Genomic DNA, 14,026 nt, shown 5'->3' with positions numbered 1-14,026 from the left:
CCTTTTCTATTTCAAAAATAATTTCATAATATCATTCCAGGTGACAGCAATCATCAAAATAACCATTACAGCTACACCTGCAAGCGTCATATAGGTTTCTACTTCCTGTTTCAATGGTTTTCTCCGGACGACCTCGATCAAATTGATCAAGATTTTCCCGCCATCCAAAGCCGGAATCGGGATTAGATTGAAGATCCCAATATTAATAGAGAGCATGGCCATAAGAGACAAGACTGCTGGAATTCCTAATTGAGCAGCTTGTGAGCTGGCATTGTAGATGGCAACCGGACCACCCAGTTTATTGAGACTAAAGTGGAAAATGATATCTTTCAAAGCTCCCAAAATCCGTGTCGCTGTATTCCAGGTATCTGTAAAACCAGACAAGAGTTTATCCACAAATCCTGTCTTGAGGCCATTTGTCACACCCAGATAGTAACGATTCCCTGACTTGGTTGGCTTTACTTTAACTTCTTTTTCTTGGCCGTCTGTTTTGACTTTCAGGGTCAATTCAGGAGCCGTCTTGCTGTCCTTGGTTGCTTTTTCGACAGCATCTGTCAGCTCATCCCAGTTGCTAACGGTATCGTTATTGACTTGAAGGATCTGAACATTGCTTTTGACACCGACCTTAGCCAGCGCCCCATCGGGTGCCACCTGAACATTGTTGCTGTAGTAGTCAATCGCACCGCCTCGCATAAAAGCTAGAAGTGAGTAGACGACAATACTGAGGATAAAGTTGTTCATAGGACCCGCAAAGTTGGTGATCAACCGTCCCCAAATGCTGGCATTCTGATACTGAACATCTCTCGGTGCAATCCGCACCTCTGTCCCATCTTCCTCAACGATGGTCGCATCATGATCGACATCATAAGTCTTGGTCTCATCGAGAACCAAGCCTGTAATTTCCAGTTTGTCTTCAAAGTCAAACTGGGTAACATTCATGGGAAGGGCTGTCTGATCCAGATTCTTTCCTGAAAGATTGATCCGGACAACCTTGCTAACCTCATTTAGCGTCAAGCTGACAGGTGTTCCGGTTTTAATCTCAGTTGTATCCTCACCCCAGCCAGCCATACGAACATAGCCACCTAAAGGTAGAATGCGAATCGTATAGGCTGTTCCATCTTGACCAATATGGGCAAAGATCTTGGGACCCATCCCGATCGAGAATTCTCGCACCAGGATGCCCGATTTTTTTGCAAAATAGAAATGACCAAACTCGTGAACGAGAACGATCACTCCAAAAATAACAATAAAGGCAATAAACTGCATCGTTCTATACGTGGTTTCCTTTCTATTTCTTCTGTCTTAGAACAAACCCAAGAAATGCATCAAGGGAAAGACAAAAATCAAACTATCAAAGCGGTCTAGAACACCACCATGTCCTGGAATAAATTTCCCAGAATCTTTCACACCGAAATGGCGTTTAATCGCGCTCTCTACCAGATCTCCAAACTGACCTGCGATACTAAAGAGGATGGTAAAGAAGATCATAGCAAGAAAACCATGTCCACCTGCCACAGAGCGATCCACGATCATATAGATCACAGTTACCGCAACTGCAGACAAGATTCCCCCAAGACTGCCTTCAATCGTTTTATTAGGAGAAACCGCAGGCATGAGCTTGCGTTTCCCAAACCGGCTTCCTACCAGATAAGCACCTGAATCTGTAGCCCAGACAATAAAGAGGGCTAACAAAACCTTATCAATACCAGCGATTCGCGCATCTACTAAGGAATGGAAGCCGAGTCCAACATAAAAGCTGGACGCAATGGGGTAGACCACATCTTCATAATTATAATTCTGAGCAAGAACAGTTGTCCCCATGAGAATCAAGACAACCAGACCATAGGCAATCATATTGCCATCTGCTGGAAGGTAAGGGAGGTAGTCCTCGATCGGCAAAGTCAGGACGAAGGCCGCTAACATGGCTAGCGCTCCTTCAAAAGTCGCTGTCTCAAGCCCCTTCATCTTGAGCAATTCATGAACCCCTAGCATGGCGATCAAGCCAATCACAATCTGGAAGAATACCCCTCCAACCATTACTGTTGGAATGAAAAAGAGCAGGGCAATTCCTCCAAAAATCACACGTTTTTGTAAATCTTTCGTCATCATCTTCTCCTAAACACCACCAAATCTCCGATGGCGATGGCTATATTCTACTATGGCACTTCGTAGTGCTTCCTCTCCAAAATCTGGCCACATCACATCTGTGAAATACAACTCACTATAAGCAGCCTGCCAAGGAAGGAAATTACTCAAACGGATCTCTCCGCTGGTACGAATAATCAAATCCGGATCCCTTAGGACACGTGGCAAACTCTCAGTATAGAGAGAATCTGCGATCATCTCTTCTGTGATATCTTCTGGACTAAACTTCGCATCCAAGACTTCTTGGGCGATCTGCTTCACAGCCTGAGTGATCTCTGCACGTCCACCATAATTGAGTGCGAAATTCAGGATCAAGCCTGTATTGAGATGGGTCATCGCTTCTGCTCTTTCCAAAGCCTCCAGCGTTTCTTTTGGTAATTTCTTGGTGTCACCAATCATTTGAATCTTGACATTGTTGCGATGCAATTCGGGGACGAAACGATCATAAAATTCGACCGGCAAGTGCATGATGAACTTGACTTCATCTTCAGGGCGTGTCCAGTTTTCCGTAGAAAAGGCATAGACAGTCAAGACCTGAACCCCCATATTTTTTGCTGCAATCGTCACTTCTTGGAGAGCTTCCATCCCTGCCTTATGACCGAAGACGCGCGGTTGCATCCGCTTTTTCGCCCAGCGACCATTGCCATCCATAATGATCCCAATGTGTTTCGGGACTTCTAAAGGTATCTCGATTTTTTCTTTTTTCTTAAAACGAAACATGTTTTTCTACCTATTTCAATATTTATCGCTTCATTATACCATAAATCCCCATAAAATAGGGACTCCGGCCTCTTTTTTGAACCAGCAAGGCTTTCCTTCATCACATCGTCCTATTTGCCCACCAAAAAAGAGGCCCTTGCCTCTTCTTTGATGATTATTCTTCGATGGCTGAATCGGCATCTGAGCTAGCACCTTCTGTAGCAGTGGCTGAGATTCCTTCTGATACAGGAAGAACTGTTTTGATCGCTCCCAATTCAAAGGTCAGGTAGACACCATCAACATCCAAGACAACGGTCTTGCGGTCTGTGTCGACTTCATCGATGGTTCCGTACAAGCCACCAATCGTGATGACTTCATTTCCTTTTTGAAGTTTATTCAAACTTTCCATCCGTTTTTGGTACTGTTTCTTTTGGCTACGGCTCATGAAGTACATCAAACCGACCATAAGAACGAGCATAATTAGCAAACTTCCGCCTTGCATATGTTTCTCCTTTAATTTTCATATATGCTATACTATATCAAATTTCGCCCGTCTTTTCAAGTTTTCCCATCCTCTTCAAGCAAAATCAGAGTCCAGTCTCATAGAGGAGGCAAGTTTTGATGAAAAAGAAAAAACCACGAAAAGTGGGCTACTGACTAGTCAATCGTAATGCCATACTTTTCATGATTCTCATCATACCAATCAATCAAGGCCAAAGCCGTTTGATAGGTAATATTTTTGATTTTACTCGTTCCCTTCGTCAAAGTCGCCAAGCTCATTTTGCTGATGTTTGTTTCAGTTGCGACACGATAGCTCGTCAAGCGACCGTCAACCATCAGTTGAACAACGGCTTCCACTTTTCTGTATTCGGGAGTTGAGTAGATATCAATTGTATTGCTCATCTTACTTCCATTCCTCAAATTTTATTCTTGTATAGATTATATACTTATTTTCTTTATTTATTAATAATTTTGCTCAAATTGGATTAATTTCACTAATTATTGATGTTTTTTTAGCCCAAATAGGAGGATTTTGTCCTTATACGGCGAATAATTTCCCCCAGGTGGGAAGAAAAAATAAAGACCGCTATATTATAGCAGTCTCTATTTTTCACAAACTAATTCGCCTTAGTCTGCTTGTTTATCAGTGTTTTCTTCCTTCTTTGTGTCTTTTTCTCTGATCACAAGGACACCATCTTCCATGTCTGCTTCGAGATGTTTGGCATCCAAGTTATCCAAGTGGAAGTCTGTGACTTTGTCACGGATTTGTTGTTCAACTACCCGACGGAGTGGACGAACACCCATCACTTCATCATACCCTTCTTCAGTCATGTATTCTTTAGCTGCATCGCTCACTGCCAAGTCGATTTCTTTCTTAGAAAGAGTCTTATTGACATCTACCAACATCAAATCAACAATCTTAGAAAGGTCTTCCTTGCTCAAGTGTGAGAATTCAATGACAGCGTTGAAACGGTTGAGGAATTCTGGACGGAAGTAAGGTTTTAAACGATCCATGAGTTCTGGTTTATCCGCATCTTCTGTCAAGTTAGCTTCGTAACCAAAGCCAGCGTTTGAAGTGGCGATAATCACAGTGTTCTTGAAGTTGACCGTGTTCCCTTGACCATCTGTCAAACGACCATCATCCAAGACTTGAAGGAGAAGGGTGATGACTTGAGGATCCGCCTTTTCAATTTCGTCAAGAAGGACGATAGAGTATGGGTTACGGCGAACACGTTCTGTCAAGGTATTGCTGTTGTCATCGTAACCAACATAACCAGCTGTTGTACCAATCAATTTAGAAACGGCTGTGCGGTCGCTGTATTCTGACATATCCAAACGGATGATGGCATCTTTGGTTCCGAACATATCAAGAGCCAATTGTTTAGCCAACTCAGTTTTACCAACACCAGTAGGACCTACAAAGAGGAAGCTACCGATTGGACGGTTCCCTTCGTCAAATCCTGCACGGTTCCGACGGATAGCACGTGCCACTGCTTCAACGGCTTTATCTTGACCGATAACCTTAGTTTGCAAGCGGTGACCCATATCTTTCAAACGTTCAATATCAGTTGCACCCATTTGAGACACTGGAATACCCGTCATCCGTTCTACTGATTCAGCCACATCGTTGATTGTTGCTGTTACTTTATGGTCTTCCGTATGGTTTTCAATTTTCTTTTCAAGTTCTTCGATACGAACTTTTGCATTAAGAGCTGCTTCGTAATCTTCTTTAGCCGCAGCTTCTTCTTGTTTGGTTTTTTCTTCTTCAATTTCATGTTCCACAGCATGAACATCTGTTACAGGATGTTGGGCTGCCAAGTGAGCAGCTGTCACATCGACCAAGTCAATGGCCTTATCAGGCAAGCTACGTTGTGGAATGTATTGGATCGAATAATCAACTGCTGCTTTCAAAACTTCATCTGGCAAGATGACATTGTGGTGTTTTTCATAAAGATCACGGATCCCTTGGAGAATCTTGAAAGTATCTTCAGCTGATGGAGCATTGACTTTCACTTCGTTGAAACGACGAGCAAGAGCCGCATTCTTCAAGATGGTGTTACGATATTCATCTTGAGTGGTTGCACCAATGACAGTCAATTCCCCACGTGAAAGAGCAGGTTTGATGATATCCGCAAGACCTTTAGATCCTTGACCATCACCTGTGCTGCCTGCACCAAGGATTTGATGGATTTCATCAAAGAAGAGAATGACATTTCCCATAGCCTTGACTTCTTGGATCAGATTTTGAATATTTTCTTCAAAGCTACCACGGTATTGCGTACCAGCTTCTAGACCAGAAATATCAATCGAGATGATTTCTTTGTTTTTGATAGCCGCTGGAACATCCCCGTTCACAATAGCTTGTGCCAAACCTTCTACAACTGCTGTTTTACCAACACCGGCATCCCCTACAAGGACAGGGTTGTTCTTGGTACGACGAGACAAGATTTCAGCAGTTTCTTGAATTTCTTTATTACGTCCGATGACCGGATCCAATTTCCCTTCACGAGCTTCTTCGGTCAAGTTACGACCAAGTTTTGCAAGGATCCCATCTTGTTTCATTCCTTTACCTTGATGGTGTTGCACTTGCTCACTTCCTTCATTTGGAAGTTGACCAGTTTGGCGGTAAATAGCGAATTCTTCTGGTGTCACTTCACGACCGTTGATCATGTAGCGACGGCTTTCAGAACGGAAACCACCCATGTTGCCCATTAGTTGATTGAAAAGATCATCCATATTGTTAAAGTTGTTATTCATATTGTATACCTCTAATTTACATAATTTTAATTCATTCTTGAAAATTAGCAGACCAATTGGCTGCCGTTTGATTGTTTACATAATTTTAATTCATTTATTTAATAATAGCCCTACAGGCTAACAGTTTCTATTTTCCCTTTTATCAATTAGTTGTCTTAATTCTGGAAATAGCATATCACCATCTCCTTTCCACTATTGATCTTGTAAACCAGTAGGTTTTCCCAACCTCTTTTTGTTTACATAAATTATTATAACGCAGACTGATTCCTTTGTCAACACTTTTTTACATAATTTTTTAAATTTATTAAAAAAATCTGGAGTCACTCCAGATTCCATATTTAAATAGAAGTTCTTGGCTAGATAGATTTAAATTTACCAGCTTTTTCTTGAATAACCGTCTGTACATTTTTAGCAAATTGACCCACCATGGACTGATCCAGTTGCTTTCCAACTACCTGGACGTCTTCTTCGGCTACTGTTGCAATCGCAGTCAATCCATCATTGTAACGTTTCTCAACTCCTGCCTTGCAGGCCAATAAAATGGGCGCATAGACAACACGGATTAAATCTTTTTCAAGTTTCTTTCGGCTTTCGATGATCCTCATCTTATCTTTCATATCTAAATCAAAAAAATCTTTGACTGGACTATCACCCATACTTCCTCCTCTTCTATACTATGAAACTTTATCTTGTGCAAACTCCTCTTCCAGTTGGCGTCTATCTTTCCGGTAGGATTGCCATAAATTCTCTTCCTCGATTTCGATCTGTTTTAAGGCTACTTGTGCAGCTTCTCTAGCTTCGAGATCATACTCTTCGATACAGCGATGGAGGGACTCCCATCCACAATTGACATCAACCTCCTGCTCTTGTAAGAAGGAAGCTGCCATCGCAAACTCTTCTTCCAGCATCTGGGTGAAGAGCTGCTGTTTTCTTTCCACTAGGCAACGCTTTTCATCTAGCTCCAAACGCGCTTTTTGGAACTCTCTTTCCAAGTGATCTAGTTTCTTTTCCTTTTTTGAAAAAGTAGATGAAATTAATAAGCTAGTTGTTCCCACTGGTTCATTTCTCCTGCTATTTCTTGATCTTTTGCTTTTAAGAGCTCAATTCCTGCATTCACTTGCTCGTTTAAAGCATGGAATTCATTCGATAAGGACTGATATGTAGCCAAACGATTGTCAAACCTTTCTCTTACTTCAGTGACAATTGTTTGCTTTGTTGCACCAGCCTGTGCATAGGCCTCTTCTACTTCCACAAGATTGAGAATGAAGCCTTTCGGAACGGTCTGTAATACTTTCTCCAAAGCTTCTAAATCTGTATCCAGTTGTGCCTTAGATTTCTGAGCTTGCTCCAGCCCTTCATCCACTACTCGAATCAGCTCATCAGAAGCCAAGCGCGCCTGCAAAGCATCCAGATAGATCCGTTCACTTGAGCTCAGTCCACCACCTGTTTTTTGCAATTTATCCTTTAGGCGATAGTAAACCTTCATCCGCTCTTCAATGATTTCCTTCCGAGTGATGGCTTCCGTTCCCTTTTCAAGAACCAAATTCCCATCCTTATCATAGATATAACCATGCATCATGTGCTGCAGGCCAGTATTTATCAAATTCTTAGTTTTGAGGTGCTTGACAATCCCACTGGATTCCTTGCTTCCAGAATCCTGATAGCCCAAGCTAACCAAATCTTTATGGTCAATGTGGTTGTAGATTTTGTACTTCAGCGAATCTATACGCGCTTTTTGCTCGGGTGTTAAGATGGAATAGGCATTAGGGCCATTGTATAGATGGACAGTCCCAATATGAGACGCTTCTTCTTCCGTCAAGCAGGCAAGCGCATACTGAATATTCATAGACCCCAGAGAGTGACCGTATAGATCGATCTTGGCATTGGGGTATTTTCGGATCACCTCTTTCAAATGAGCTGCAGCATCTTTAAACTGCGGAGGCGGGAAAGTACCTCTATCTTTGTTGTACTCTTTTAAAATGGTAGCCCCAATAAATACTGGAAACTTTGCTTGACTATCAATTAGAATATCCGTTCCCATACCATATAGATTTGCTTTCGCCTCACGATAAGCATTTGTTATTGGATTACTTCTAATACTCTTGACAAAGCTTTTTACATTATTTCCAACATTTTTATCGAGTAAACCAAACGGATAACTAATAAGCTCCGAAATATTAGAATCGGCAGTTTCATCCCTTTTTTTCAAATTCTCCTTAATCTTATCTCTAGTGAATCTTTTCGCATAATCTGTCGCATAGTTCGCCGCTCCATTGGGACCAAGAATGTTAGAAGCAGCAGGCAAATCTGTCTTTACCCAATCCGTGAATGTATCATGGAGTAATTTTTGTGTACTTGTTTCAGTTTCAGATCCCTTCATCAAGACAGTCACGTCATGGATTTGGGCACGTTCTTCATCTGAAGCAGTATAGGGGACTGCTTTTTGTTTTTCGCCTTGACCATTGTTAGTAAGAACGAAGACCTGCTCCTCATTGTCATTTACATTATCATAGATGTGAGCGGTATGGCCTATATAATATTTTCCATTTTCAATAGTTTGCTTTTTCCCAATTTCTGATGGAATATATTCTAATAAAGCCACCTCTTTATGTAGATAATCTGAATCTATTGAATTATTGTCCATAATATTTCCCTTCTAAAAGTTCGTCCAACTCTGTAGGTGTACTGGATGCCGCAACATGATATGCTCCTGATTCCTTTTCTATTACTACCATATCAACAATCAACTTATCATCGTTATTAATAACAATCTCAATATTAATCCCTTCCATTGGATTATATTTTAATTTATCTTTTAAAATCCTGTAAGTCTTTATTTTTCCATTTGGAGTCAGTGCTTCCGGGTCCAGTTTTTTAAAATATTTTTCAATCGCCACTTTCATCTTCTTACTCTCTGCAATTTGAATCATTTCTTGTTTTTTGGCAGATTGTCCATTAAAAAAGCTACAGCCTCCTAAGCTCAAGCTAAATACTACCATTATCAACACAATTAATTTACTTTTTTTCATTTCTTCCCATTTCTTTCTCTAGTTTTCTTAAAATTTATTATACAAAATTCCATCAACGTCTGAAATGTTACTTTTGTTAAAAAATGTTGCTAAATCATTACAAGCACTAGCTATTGATGTAACATACCAACTTTGATTCAGAAATGTTTCTATTTTCCTATATTAGGGGTATTTACCTGAATGAGTTTATTTCCCAGTCTTTTCTGCTTCACTTAACAGATCACTTAATTTTGCTGAAATACCGTAACTACCTGCTTCGAACTGTCCTGAATCTTCCATTTGAACAGTCGTATCGATCGTTAACTTTTTATCGCCATTGATAACGAGAGAGACATTCATGCCTCCCATTGGATTGTATTCCAATTCACCTTTTATCAGGGTATAGGAGTGAATGACTCCTTCTGAAGTGAAAGCTTTAGGATCGATACTGATTAACAAGTGTTTTATCGCTCGCTCCATTTTCGTGCTTTCTGCGATCTGAATCATTTCTCTTCTCTCAGCAGCTTTATCCGTAAAAAGACTGCAACCTCCTAGAAACAAAGTCAGTAAGAATAGTAGTACAAATCGTTGTTTTTTATCAGTCATATGTTCCCTCTCACTTATATTATTCGTAATGATTTTAAAAAAATGAGCCAATTTTTAAAAATTTTTTCCAGATCCTAAAAAACACACCCTTACTGGGTGTGTCTCCTGTTAAATCATATATTCGACGCTATAAGTGGCATCGGATAAAATCCGTGAAAGGAATTGTTTGGTTCGTTCTTCTTTTGGACTGTTGAAGAATTCATGAGGTTCGTTTTCTTCGATGATGTGTCCGCCATCCATAAAGATGACATGGTTAGCCACATCACGCGCAAAGCCCATCTCATGGGTTACGACAACCATGGTCACTCCTTCTTTGGCCAATTGCTTCATGACATCTAAGACATCCCCGACCAATTCTGGGTCTAGCGCTGAAGTCGGCTCGTCCAGCAAAATTACGTCTGGTTTCACTGCGATGGCACGTGCGATTCCGATCCGTTGCTGTTGACCACCTGACAATTGAGAAGGATAGTAATCCTTATAAGCGAGGAGACCAACTTTTTCAAGGGCTGATTCTGCCCGTTGGATGGCCTCTTCTTTTGGAACCTTACGGGCTACAACCAGGCCTTCTAAGATATTTTCAAGCGCTGTTTTGTTAGCGAAGAGATTGTAATGCTGGAAGACAAAAGCTGTCTTTTGGCGGATTTCTAGAATCTCTTTTTTGCTGAGTTTTGAGAGGTCGTACTCTTTTCCACCTAGGGTGAGGTGTCCTGTATCTGCCTTTTCCAAGTGGTTAAGGCAGCGAAGGAAGGTTGTTTTTCCTGATCCAGATGGACCCAAAATAACGACGACATCCCCTTGGTTGACCTTGAGATTAACATCTACCAGGACCTGGTGATCCTTAAATTTTTTCGATACGTGTTCTACTTCTAACATCTTCTTATTTCTCCTTCTTCTATGCGAGTGTCAGGCGTTTTTCTAAGAGATTGAATCCCCACTGAATCACCCCACAAATGACAATATAAAGAATAAAAATCACTAGATAGGATTCAAAATATTGATAGCCATAAGAGGCTTCGACCTTGGCAATGGCGGTGATATCCTTGATGGTCATGACAAAAACAAGGGAGGTTCCTTTGACCAAGTTGATGACCAGGTTACACAAATTGGGCAGGGCTGAACGCAAGGCTTGTGGAAAAACAATGCGGATATAGGCTTGGCGATTGGTCAAACCAATGGCTTGCGCTGCTTCTAGCTGGCCCTTATCCACCGTCAGAATGGCTGACCGTAGAATTTCAGCCAGACTCCCCGTTGTCATCAAGCTAAAGATGATAAAGGCATAGTAAATGGGATTGATCTCAAAGACATTAAAGTGACTGCCAATACTCTTAAAAAAGCTATTTAAGAGGCTGGGAAAGAGACTATAAAAGAAGAGAATCAAGAGAATGGGAGGTGTCGCGCGGATAAAAGCTAAGTAAATCACTGAGAAACTGCGAACACCTTTGACCTTATAGATCTGACCGAGCGCCAAAAAGAGGGCTGGAAGGAAACTCAAGAGAATCGATACGACCATGATCAGAAGGGTCACTGGAACACCACCCAAGGTGGCTATAAATGCTTTACTAATAAAATTGAAATCCATAAGCTACCTTTCTGTTACACTGAGTCGTTTCTCAAGGAGTTGAGCGGAGAAGGAGATCACAAGGGCAATTCCCCAGTAGATCACTGCTACAGCTGTATAGGTCTCGAGGGAATAATTCCCAAGATTGCGGCTGATCAAGTTGTTACCTGCTCCCATGATATCGATAAAGCCAATGGTATAAGCTAAAGCGGCATCGCGCATGAGGTTCAAGATGGCAGTCGTCATATTTGGAAGAGCCACGCGAAAGGCTTGGAGAAGGACAATCCGCCAAATGGTTTGAGCCGGCGTCAAGCCGATACTCAAGCCCGCTTCCATCTGACCTTTTGGAATGGCCAAATAGGCTGCCTTGAAAACCTCCGAGATCATAGCGGCAAAGAGAAGAAACATGGCAACAAGGACAAAGACAAACTTGGACCAGTGGTCAATGTCAATGCCCAACCACCAGTTCAAAAATTGGGGTAGTCCATAAAAAACCAAAAAGAGTAAGACAATCGGAGGGGTACAACGCAAAGTAAAGACATAGCCCTTGGCTAGACCTGCTCCTACCTTATCTTCTGATACTTGTGCCCAGGTCAAAACCAAGCCAAATGCAGAACCGAGAACCGTCGTTAAAACCATCAAAGCTAGGGTCGCTGGCAGAGCTTGGACCAAGGTTGGAAGAAATGACCAGACCTTGGAAATGTCGTATGAGACCATGTTTCTTTTCCTTTCTGTATCCGTATAGAAATAAGGAAGCTGGGGCTATGCGCACCCAGTTTCATCTTATTTCTCTTTATCTACATAACTGAAGACATCTTCACCGAAATATTTTTTCGACAATTTAGCAAGTGTGCCATCTTTTTCTAATTCTTTGATGGCCTTGCTGTATTCTTCCGCAAATTTTTCGTTTTTCTTATCCTTATGGATCAATGGGTAAGTTGGAATTCCTTTGTAGGCAAACCAGCTCAGTTTGTCCGCATATTGGTGGTAAGAACCATCTTTATCTGTGACAGCTTTTTCAAAGGAAAGTTTGATGTCAAAGAAGGCATCGTAACGTCCTTCAAGAACCCAAGCATAAGCATCTGCGACTTTGAAAGATTCCGCAGCTGTTAATTCGATTTGTTGGTCCTTATGCTTTTCATTGTATTCTTTAATAACATTCCACTGCGCATTTTGTGGTGAAATTGGAACCAATTTTCCTTTTTCTTTAGCGAAGTCATCGATGTTCTTGTATTTATTCGCATCTTCTTTCCGTACGGTAAATCCGATGATACTTGCTCCGATTGGTTCTTTTGGAATGATAAATTTCTTGGCACGTTCTTCTGTATACCAAGCTCCTTTGGTTCCGATATCGTATTTACCAGATTCTAGACCGATCAAGAGATCGTCATCACTTGTTCCAGTGTACTCAAACTTGTAGTCTGGTAGTTTTTCGTCAATGGCTTTGAGAACGGCTACTTCATAGCCATCTGATTCTCCTTTTTCATCAACGAAATCATACGGTACATAGTTTTGAGTGTGGGCTACTTTCAAGGTTGTTACCTTGTTCGATCCTGTTGAGCCTTTGCTGTCGTTTGCATGGTTCAAGCTCCGTCCAAGAATGGTTGCACCTGCAATGGCAAGAACGGCCACTCCACCGATAATCCATGTTTTTTTACTCATACTCTGTTCTCCCTGATTCTATTTTTTCTTATTCTGTTGCAGCTTCACGAACCCATTCGATTCGTTCTTCATCAATATCACTTGGAATCGTACAATCTGCACCGATAACCAAGCCTGTGGTTCCAGTTTCTGCGATGATGCGTTTGGTTTCTGCTTGAATCGCAGCTTTATCTCCTGTATAGAGAAGACCATTTTTGCCATTTTCAAAACCACCCAGAACCGTACGTCCACCGAAGATTTCGCGTCCTTCTGCTAGGCTGATTCCTTCTGGTCCAACTGCCCAGTTAATGACTTGAGCTGGGTAGTCTGTGAAGAGATGGATATCATTGCGAGCTCCTTCGTAGCCACAGATATGAAGGATATTTACCCCACCTGCTTCATTGGCTGCTTCTAAGACATGGAGTTCACTCGGTGCAATACTATTTTTATAAACTTCTTGGCTCACGCGCGCATCTTGGATACTTTGAACACTGAGGTAGATCCCGTCTGCTCCTGCTTCTTTAATGATGCGTTGGCTCAAACTTGCAATATCTTGACCAATCGTATCCAATACTTTTTTAAGAGTTGCTGCATCTTGATCGATGAAGTTTGCGATCAAGTCATCTCCTCCTGAAACTTCTCCGACCAACCATTTAAAGTAGGTCACTGGAGCAAAGATATTGTAGATAGCCACAATGTCTTCTTCAAAACCGGCACGGATTTTTTTCACAAGCTCTACCTGCTCTGTGATCCATGGATGATCTGCTCCGAGTGGTTCAATCCCTGCTAAGTCAGAAATATTTTCAAGGCCTTTGTGAATGGCTGGATTTGGATAAGCAAAGTAACCATCACTCATGAGTTTGACAAAGTCTGGTTTGACCTTGTGAAGGAAGTTTTTATGGCCATTGAGATTTTTTTCAATAATTTCCGGATTGGAAAATCCTTTCAACCATTCTTCTTCTGTTGTAAAATGATGCCAAAATCCAACTGGCACACGGTCAACTGCTTCTCCTTTAAAAGCTTTTAAGACTAATTCTCTTTTTGATGACATGTTCTTACCTCGTTCTAATCTTTTCTTGTTTGTTATCTTATCACTTCGATAATTGTTTGA

General features: G+C 41.4%; 16 protein-coding genes. All 16 read right to left on the bottom strand.

What is annotated here, in order from left to right; genetic code table 11:
• Positions 1-6 precede the first annotated feature (6 nt).
• On the bottom strand, positions 7-1,266 hold the full coding sequence (gene rseP / locus LPB220_RS01705) for an RIP metalloprotease RseP (RefSeq protein ID WP_150905240.1): 1,260 nt from the start codon (positions 1,264-1,266) through the stop codon (positions 7-9).
• A 36-nt stretch (positions 1,267-1,302) separates the two neighbouring features.
• On the bottom strand, positions 1,303-2,106 hold the full coding sequence (locus LPB220_RS01700; RefSeq protein WP_023919527.1) for a phosphatidate cytidylyltransferase: 804 nt from the start codon (positions 2,104-2,106) through the stop codon (positions 1,303-1,305).
• 9 nt (positions 2,107-2,115) lie between these two features.
• On the bottom strand, positions 2,116-2,865 hold the full coding sequence (locus LPB220_RS01695; protein ID WP_003009971.1) for an isoprenyl transferase: 750 nt from the start codon (positions 2,863-2,865) through the stop codon (positions 2,116-2,118).
• A 154-nt stretch (positions 2,866-3,019) separates the two neighbouring features.
• Positions 3,020-3,346 carry a preprotein translocase subunit YajC gene (gene yajC, locus LPB220_RS01690; RefSeq protein WP_003004444.1) on the bottom strand — a complete coding sequence of 109 codons (327 nt, stop codon included), beginning with the start codon at positions 3,344-3,346 and terminating at the stop codon, positions 3,020-3,022.
• 155 nt (positions 3,347-3,501) lie between these two features.
• Positions 3,502-3,747 carry a hypothetical protein gene (locus tag LPB220_RS01685; protein ID WP_003009969.1) on the bottom strand — a complete coding sequence of 82 codons (246 nt, stop codon included), beginning with the start codon at positions 3,745-3,747 and terminating at the stop codon, positions 3,502-3,504.
• A 225-nt stretch (positions 3,748-3,972) separates the two neighbouring features.
• Complete coding sequence (locus LPB220_RS01680) at positions 3,973-6,102, bottom strand: AAA family ATPase (RefSeq protein WP_150905238.1); 2,130 nt, start codon at positions 6,100-6,102, stop codon at positions 3,973-3,975.
• Between the two features lie 356 nt (positions 6,103-6,458).
• Positions 6,459-6,758 (bottom strand): hypothetical protein, encoded by a 300-nt coding sequence (locus LPB220_RS01675; RefSeq protein ID WP_049473085.1) that lies wholly within the window; start codon positions 6,756-6,758, stop codon positions 6,459-6,461.
• A gap of 18 nt (positions 6,759-6,776) precedes the next feature.
• Positions 6,777-7,157, bottom strand: coding sequence for a type III secretion protein (locus LPB220_RS01670; protein WP_049473086.1), 381 nt, complete (start codon positions 7,155-7,157; stop codon positions 6,777-6,779).
• The gene (locus LPB220_RS01665) at positions 7,136-8,746 is read right to left on the bottom strand and encodes a lipase family protein (RefSeq protein ID WP_150905236.1); all 1,611 of its coding nucleotides are present in this window, start codon (positions 8,744-8,746) and stop codon (positions 7,136-7,138) included. Before LPB220_RS01665 ends, LPB220_RS01670 begins: the two co-directional genes overlap by 22 nt.
• A complete protein-coding gene (locus tag LPB220_RS01660; RefSeq protein WP_150905234.1) occupies positions 8,736-9,131 on the bottom strand; it encodes a DUF1310 family protein in 396 nt (131 codons plus the stop codon). The genes LPB220_RS01665 and LPB220_RS01660 overlap by 11 nt, the downstream gene beginning before the upstream one ends.
• Positions 9,132-9,317: 186 nt before the next feature.
• Positions 9,318-9,716 carry a DUF1310 family protein gene (locus tag LPB220_RS01655; RefSeq protein ID WP_150905232.1) on the bottom strand — a complete coding sequence of 133 codons (399 nt, stop codon included), beginning with the start codon at positions 9,714-9,716 and terminating at the stop codon, positions 9,318-9,320.
• Positions 9,717-9,824: 108 nt separating this feature from the next.
• Positions 9,825-10,589 carry an amino acid ABC transporter ATP-binding protein gene (locus tag LPB220_RS01650; RefSeq protein WP_049485857.1) on the bottom strand — a complete coding sequence of 255 codons (765 nt, stop codon included), beginning with the start codon at positions 10,587-10,589 and terminating at the stop codon, positions 9,825-9,827.
• Between the two features lie 19 nt (positions 10,590-10,608).
• Positions 10,609-11,295: an amino acid ABC transporter permease gene (locus LPB220_RS01645; protein WP_150905230.1), complete on the bottom strand. Its 687-nt coding sequence runs from the start codon at positions 11,293-11,295 to the stop codon at positions 10,609-10,611.
• A gap of 3 nt (positions 11,296-11,298) precedes the next feature.
• On the bottom strand, positions 11,299-11,991 hold the full coding sequence (locus LPB220_RS01640) for an amino acid ABC transporter permease (RefSeq protein ID WP_150905228.1): 693 nt from the start codon (positions 11,989-11,991) through the stop codon (positions 11,299-11,301).
• 66 nt (positions 11,992-12,057) lie between these two features.
• Positions 12,058-12,936 (bottom strand): transporter substrate-binding domain-containing protein, encoded by an 879-nt coding sequence (locus LPB220_RS01635; protein ID WP_049498064.1) that lies wholly within the window; start codon positions 12,934-12,936, stop codon positions 12,058-12,060.
• A 28-nt stretch (positions 12,937-12,964) separates the two neighbouring features.
• A complete protein-coding gene (locus tag LPB220_RS01630; RefSeq protein WP_150905226.1) occupies positions 12,965-13,966 on the bottom strand; it encodes a uroporphyrinogen decarboxylase family protein in 1,002 nt (333 codons plus the stop codon).
• Positions 13,967-14,026: the final 60 nt, after the last annotated feature.

The organism is Streptococcus sp. LPB0220, from assembly GCF_008727815.1.
Lineage (GTDB): Bacteria > Bacillota > Bacilli > Lactobacillales > Streptococcaceae > Streptococcus.
This window is presented reverse-complemented; position numbering and strand designations above follow the sequence as displayed.

What these genes read in the sequence shown, in the direction of transcription:
- LPB220_RS01650 (WP_049485857.1), bottom strand. Translation starts at nt 10,589, where the DNA reads ATGTTAGAAGTAGAACACGTATCGAAAAAATTTAAGGATCACCAGGTC.
- LPB220_RS01695 (WP_003009971.1), bottom strand. Translation starts at nt 2,865, where the DNA reads ATGTTTCGTTTTAAGAAAAAAGAAAAAATCGAGATACCTTTAGAAGTC.
- rseP (WP_150905240.1), bottom strand. Translation starts at nt 1,266, where the DNA reads ATGCAGTTTATTGCCTTTATTGTTATTTTTGGAGTGATCGTTCTCGTT.
- LPB220_RS01685 (WP_003009969.1), bottom strand. Translation starts at nt 3,747, where the DNA reads ATGAGCAATACAATTGATATCTACTCAACTCCCGAATACAGAAAAGTG.
- LPB220_RS01655 (WP_150905232.1), bottom strand. Translation starts at nt 9,716, where the DNA reads ATGACTGATAAAAAACAACGATTTGTACTACTATTCTTACTGACTTTG.
- LPB220_RS01675 (WP_049473085.1), bottom strand. Translation starts at nt 6,758, where the DNA reads ATGGGTGATAGTCCAGTCAAAGATTTTTTTGATTTAGATATGAAAGAT.
- yajC (WP_003004444.1), bottom strand. Translation starts at nt 3,346, where the DNA reads ATGCAAGGCGGAAGTTTGCTAATTATGCTCGTTCTTATGGTCGGTTTG.
- LPB220_RS01645 (WP_150905230.1), bottom strand. Translation starts at nt 11,295, where the DNA reads ATGGATTTCAATTTTATTAGTAAAGCATTTATAGCCACCTTGGGTGGT.
- LPB220_RS01680 (WP_150905238.1), bottom strand. Translation starts at nt 6,102, where the DNA reads ATGAATAACAACTTTAACAATATGGATGATCTTTTCAATCAACTAATG.
- LPB220_RS01640 (WP_150905228.1), bottom strand. Translation starts at nt 11,991, where the DNA reads ATGGTCTCATACGACATTTCCAAGGTCTGGTCATTTCTTCCAACCTTG.
- LPB220_RS01700 (WP_023919527.1), bottom strand. Translation starts at nt 2,106, where the DNA reads ATGACGAAAGATTTACAAAAACGTGTGATTTTTGGAGGAATTGCCCTG.
- LPB220_RS01665 (WP_150905236.1), bottom strand. Translation starts at nt 8,746, where the DNA reads ATGGACAATAATTCAATAGATTCAGATTATCTACATAAAGAGGTGGCT.
- LPB220_RS01630 (WP_150905226.1), bottom strand. Translation starts at nt 13,966, where the DNA reads ATGTCATCAAAAAGAGAATTAGTCTTAAAAGCTTTTAAAGGAGAAGCA.
- LPB220_RS01635 (WP_049498064.1), bottom strand. Translation starts at nt 12,936, where the DNA reads ATGAGTAAAAAAACATGGATTATCGGTGGAGTGGCCGTTCTTGCCATT.
- LPB220_RS01660 (WP_150905234.1), bottom strand. Translation starts at nt 9,131, where the DNA reads ATGAAAAAAAGTAAATTAATTGTGTTGATAATGGTAGTATTTAGCTTG.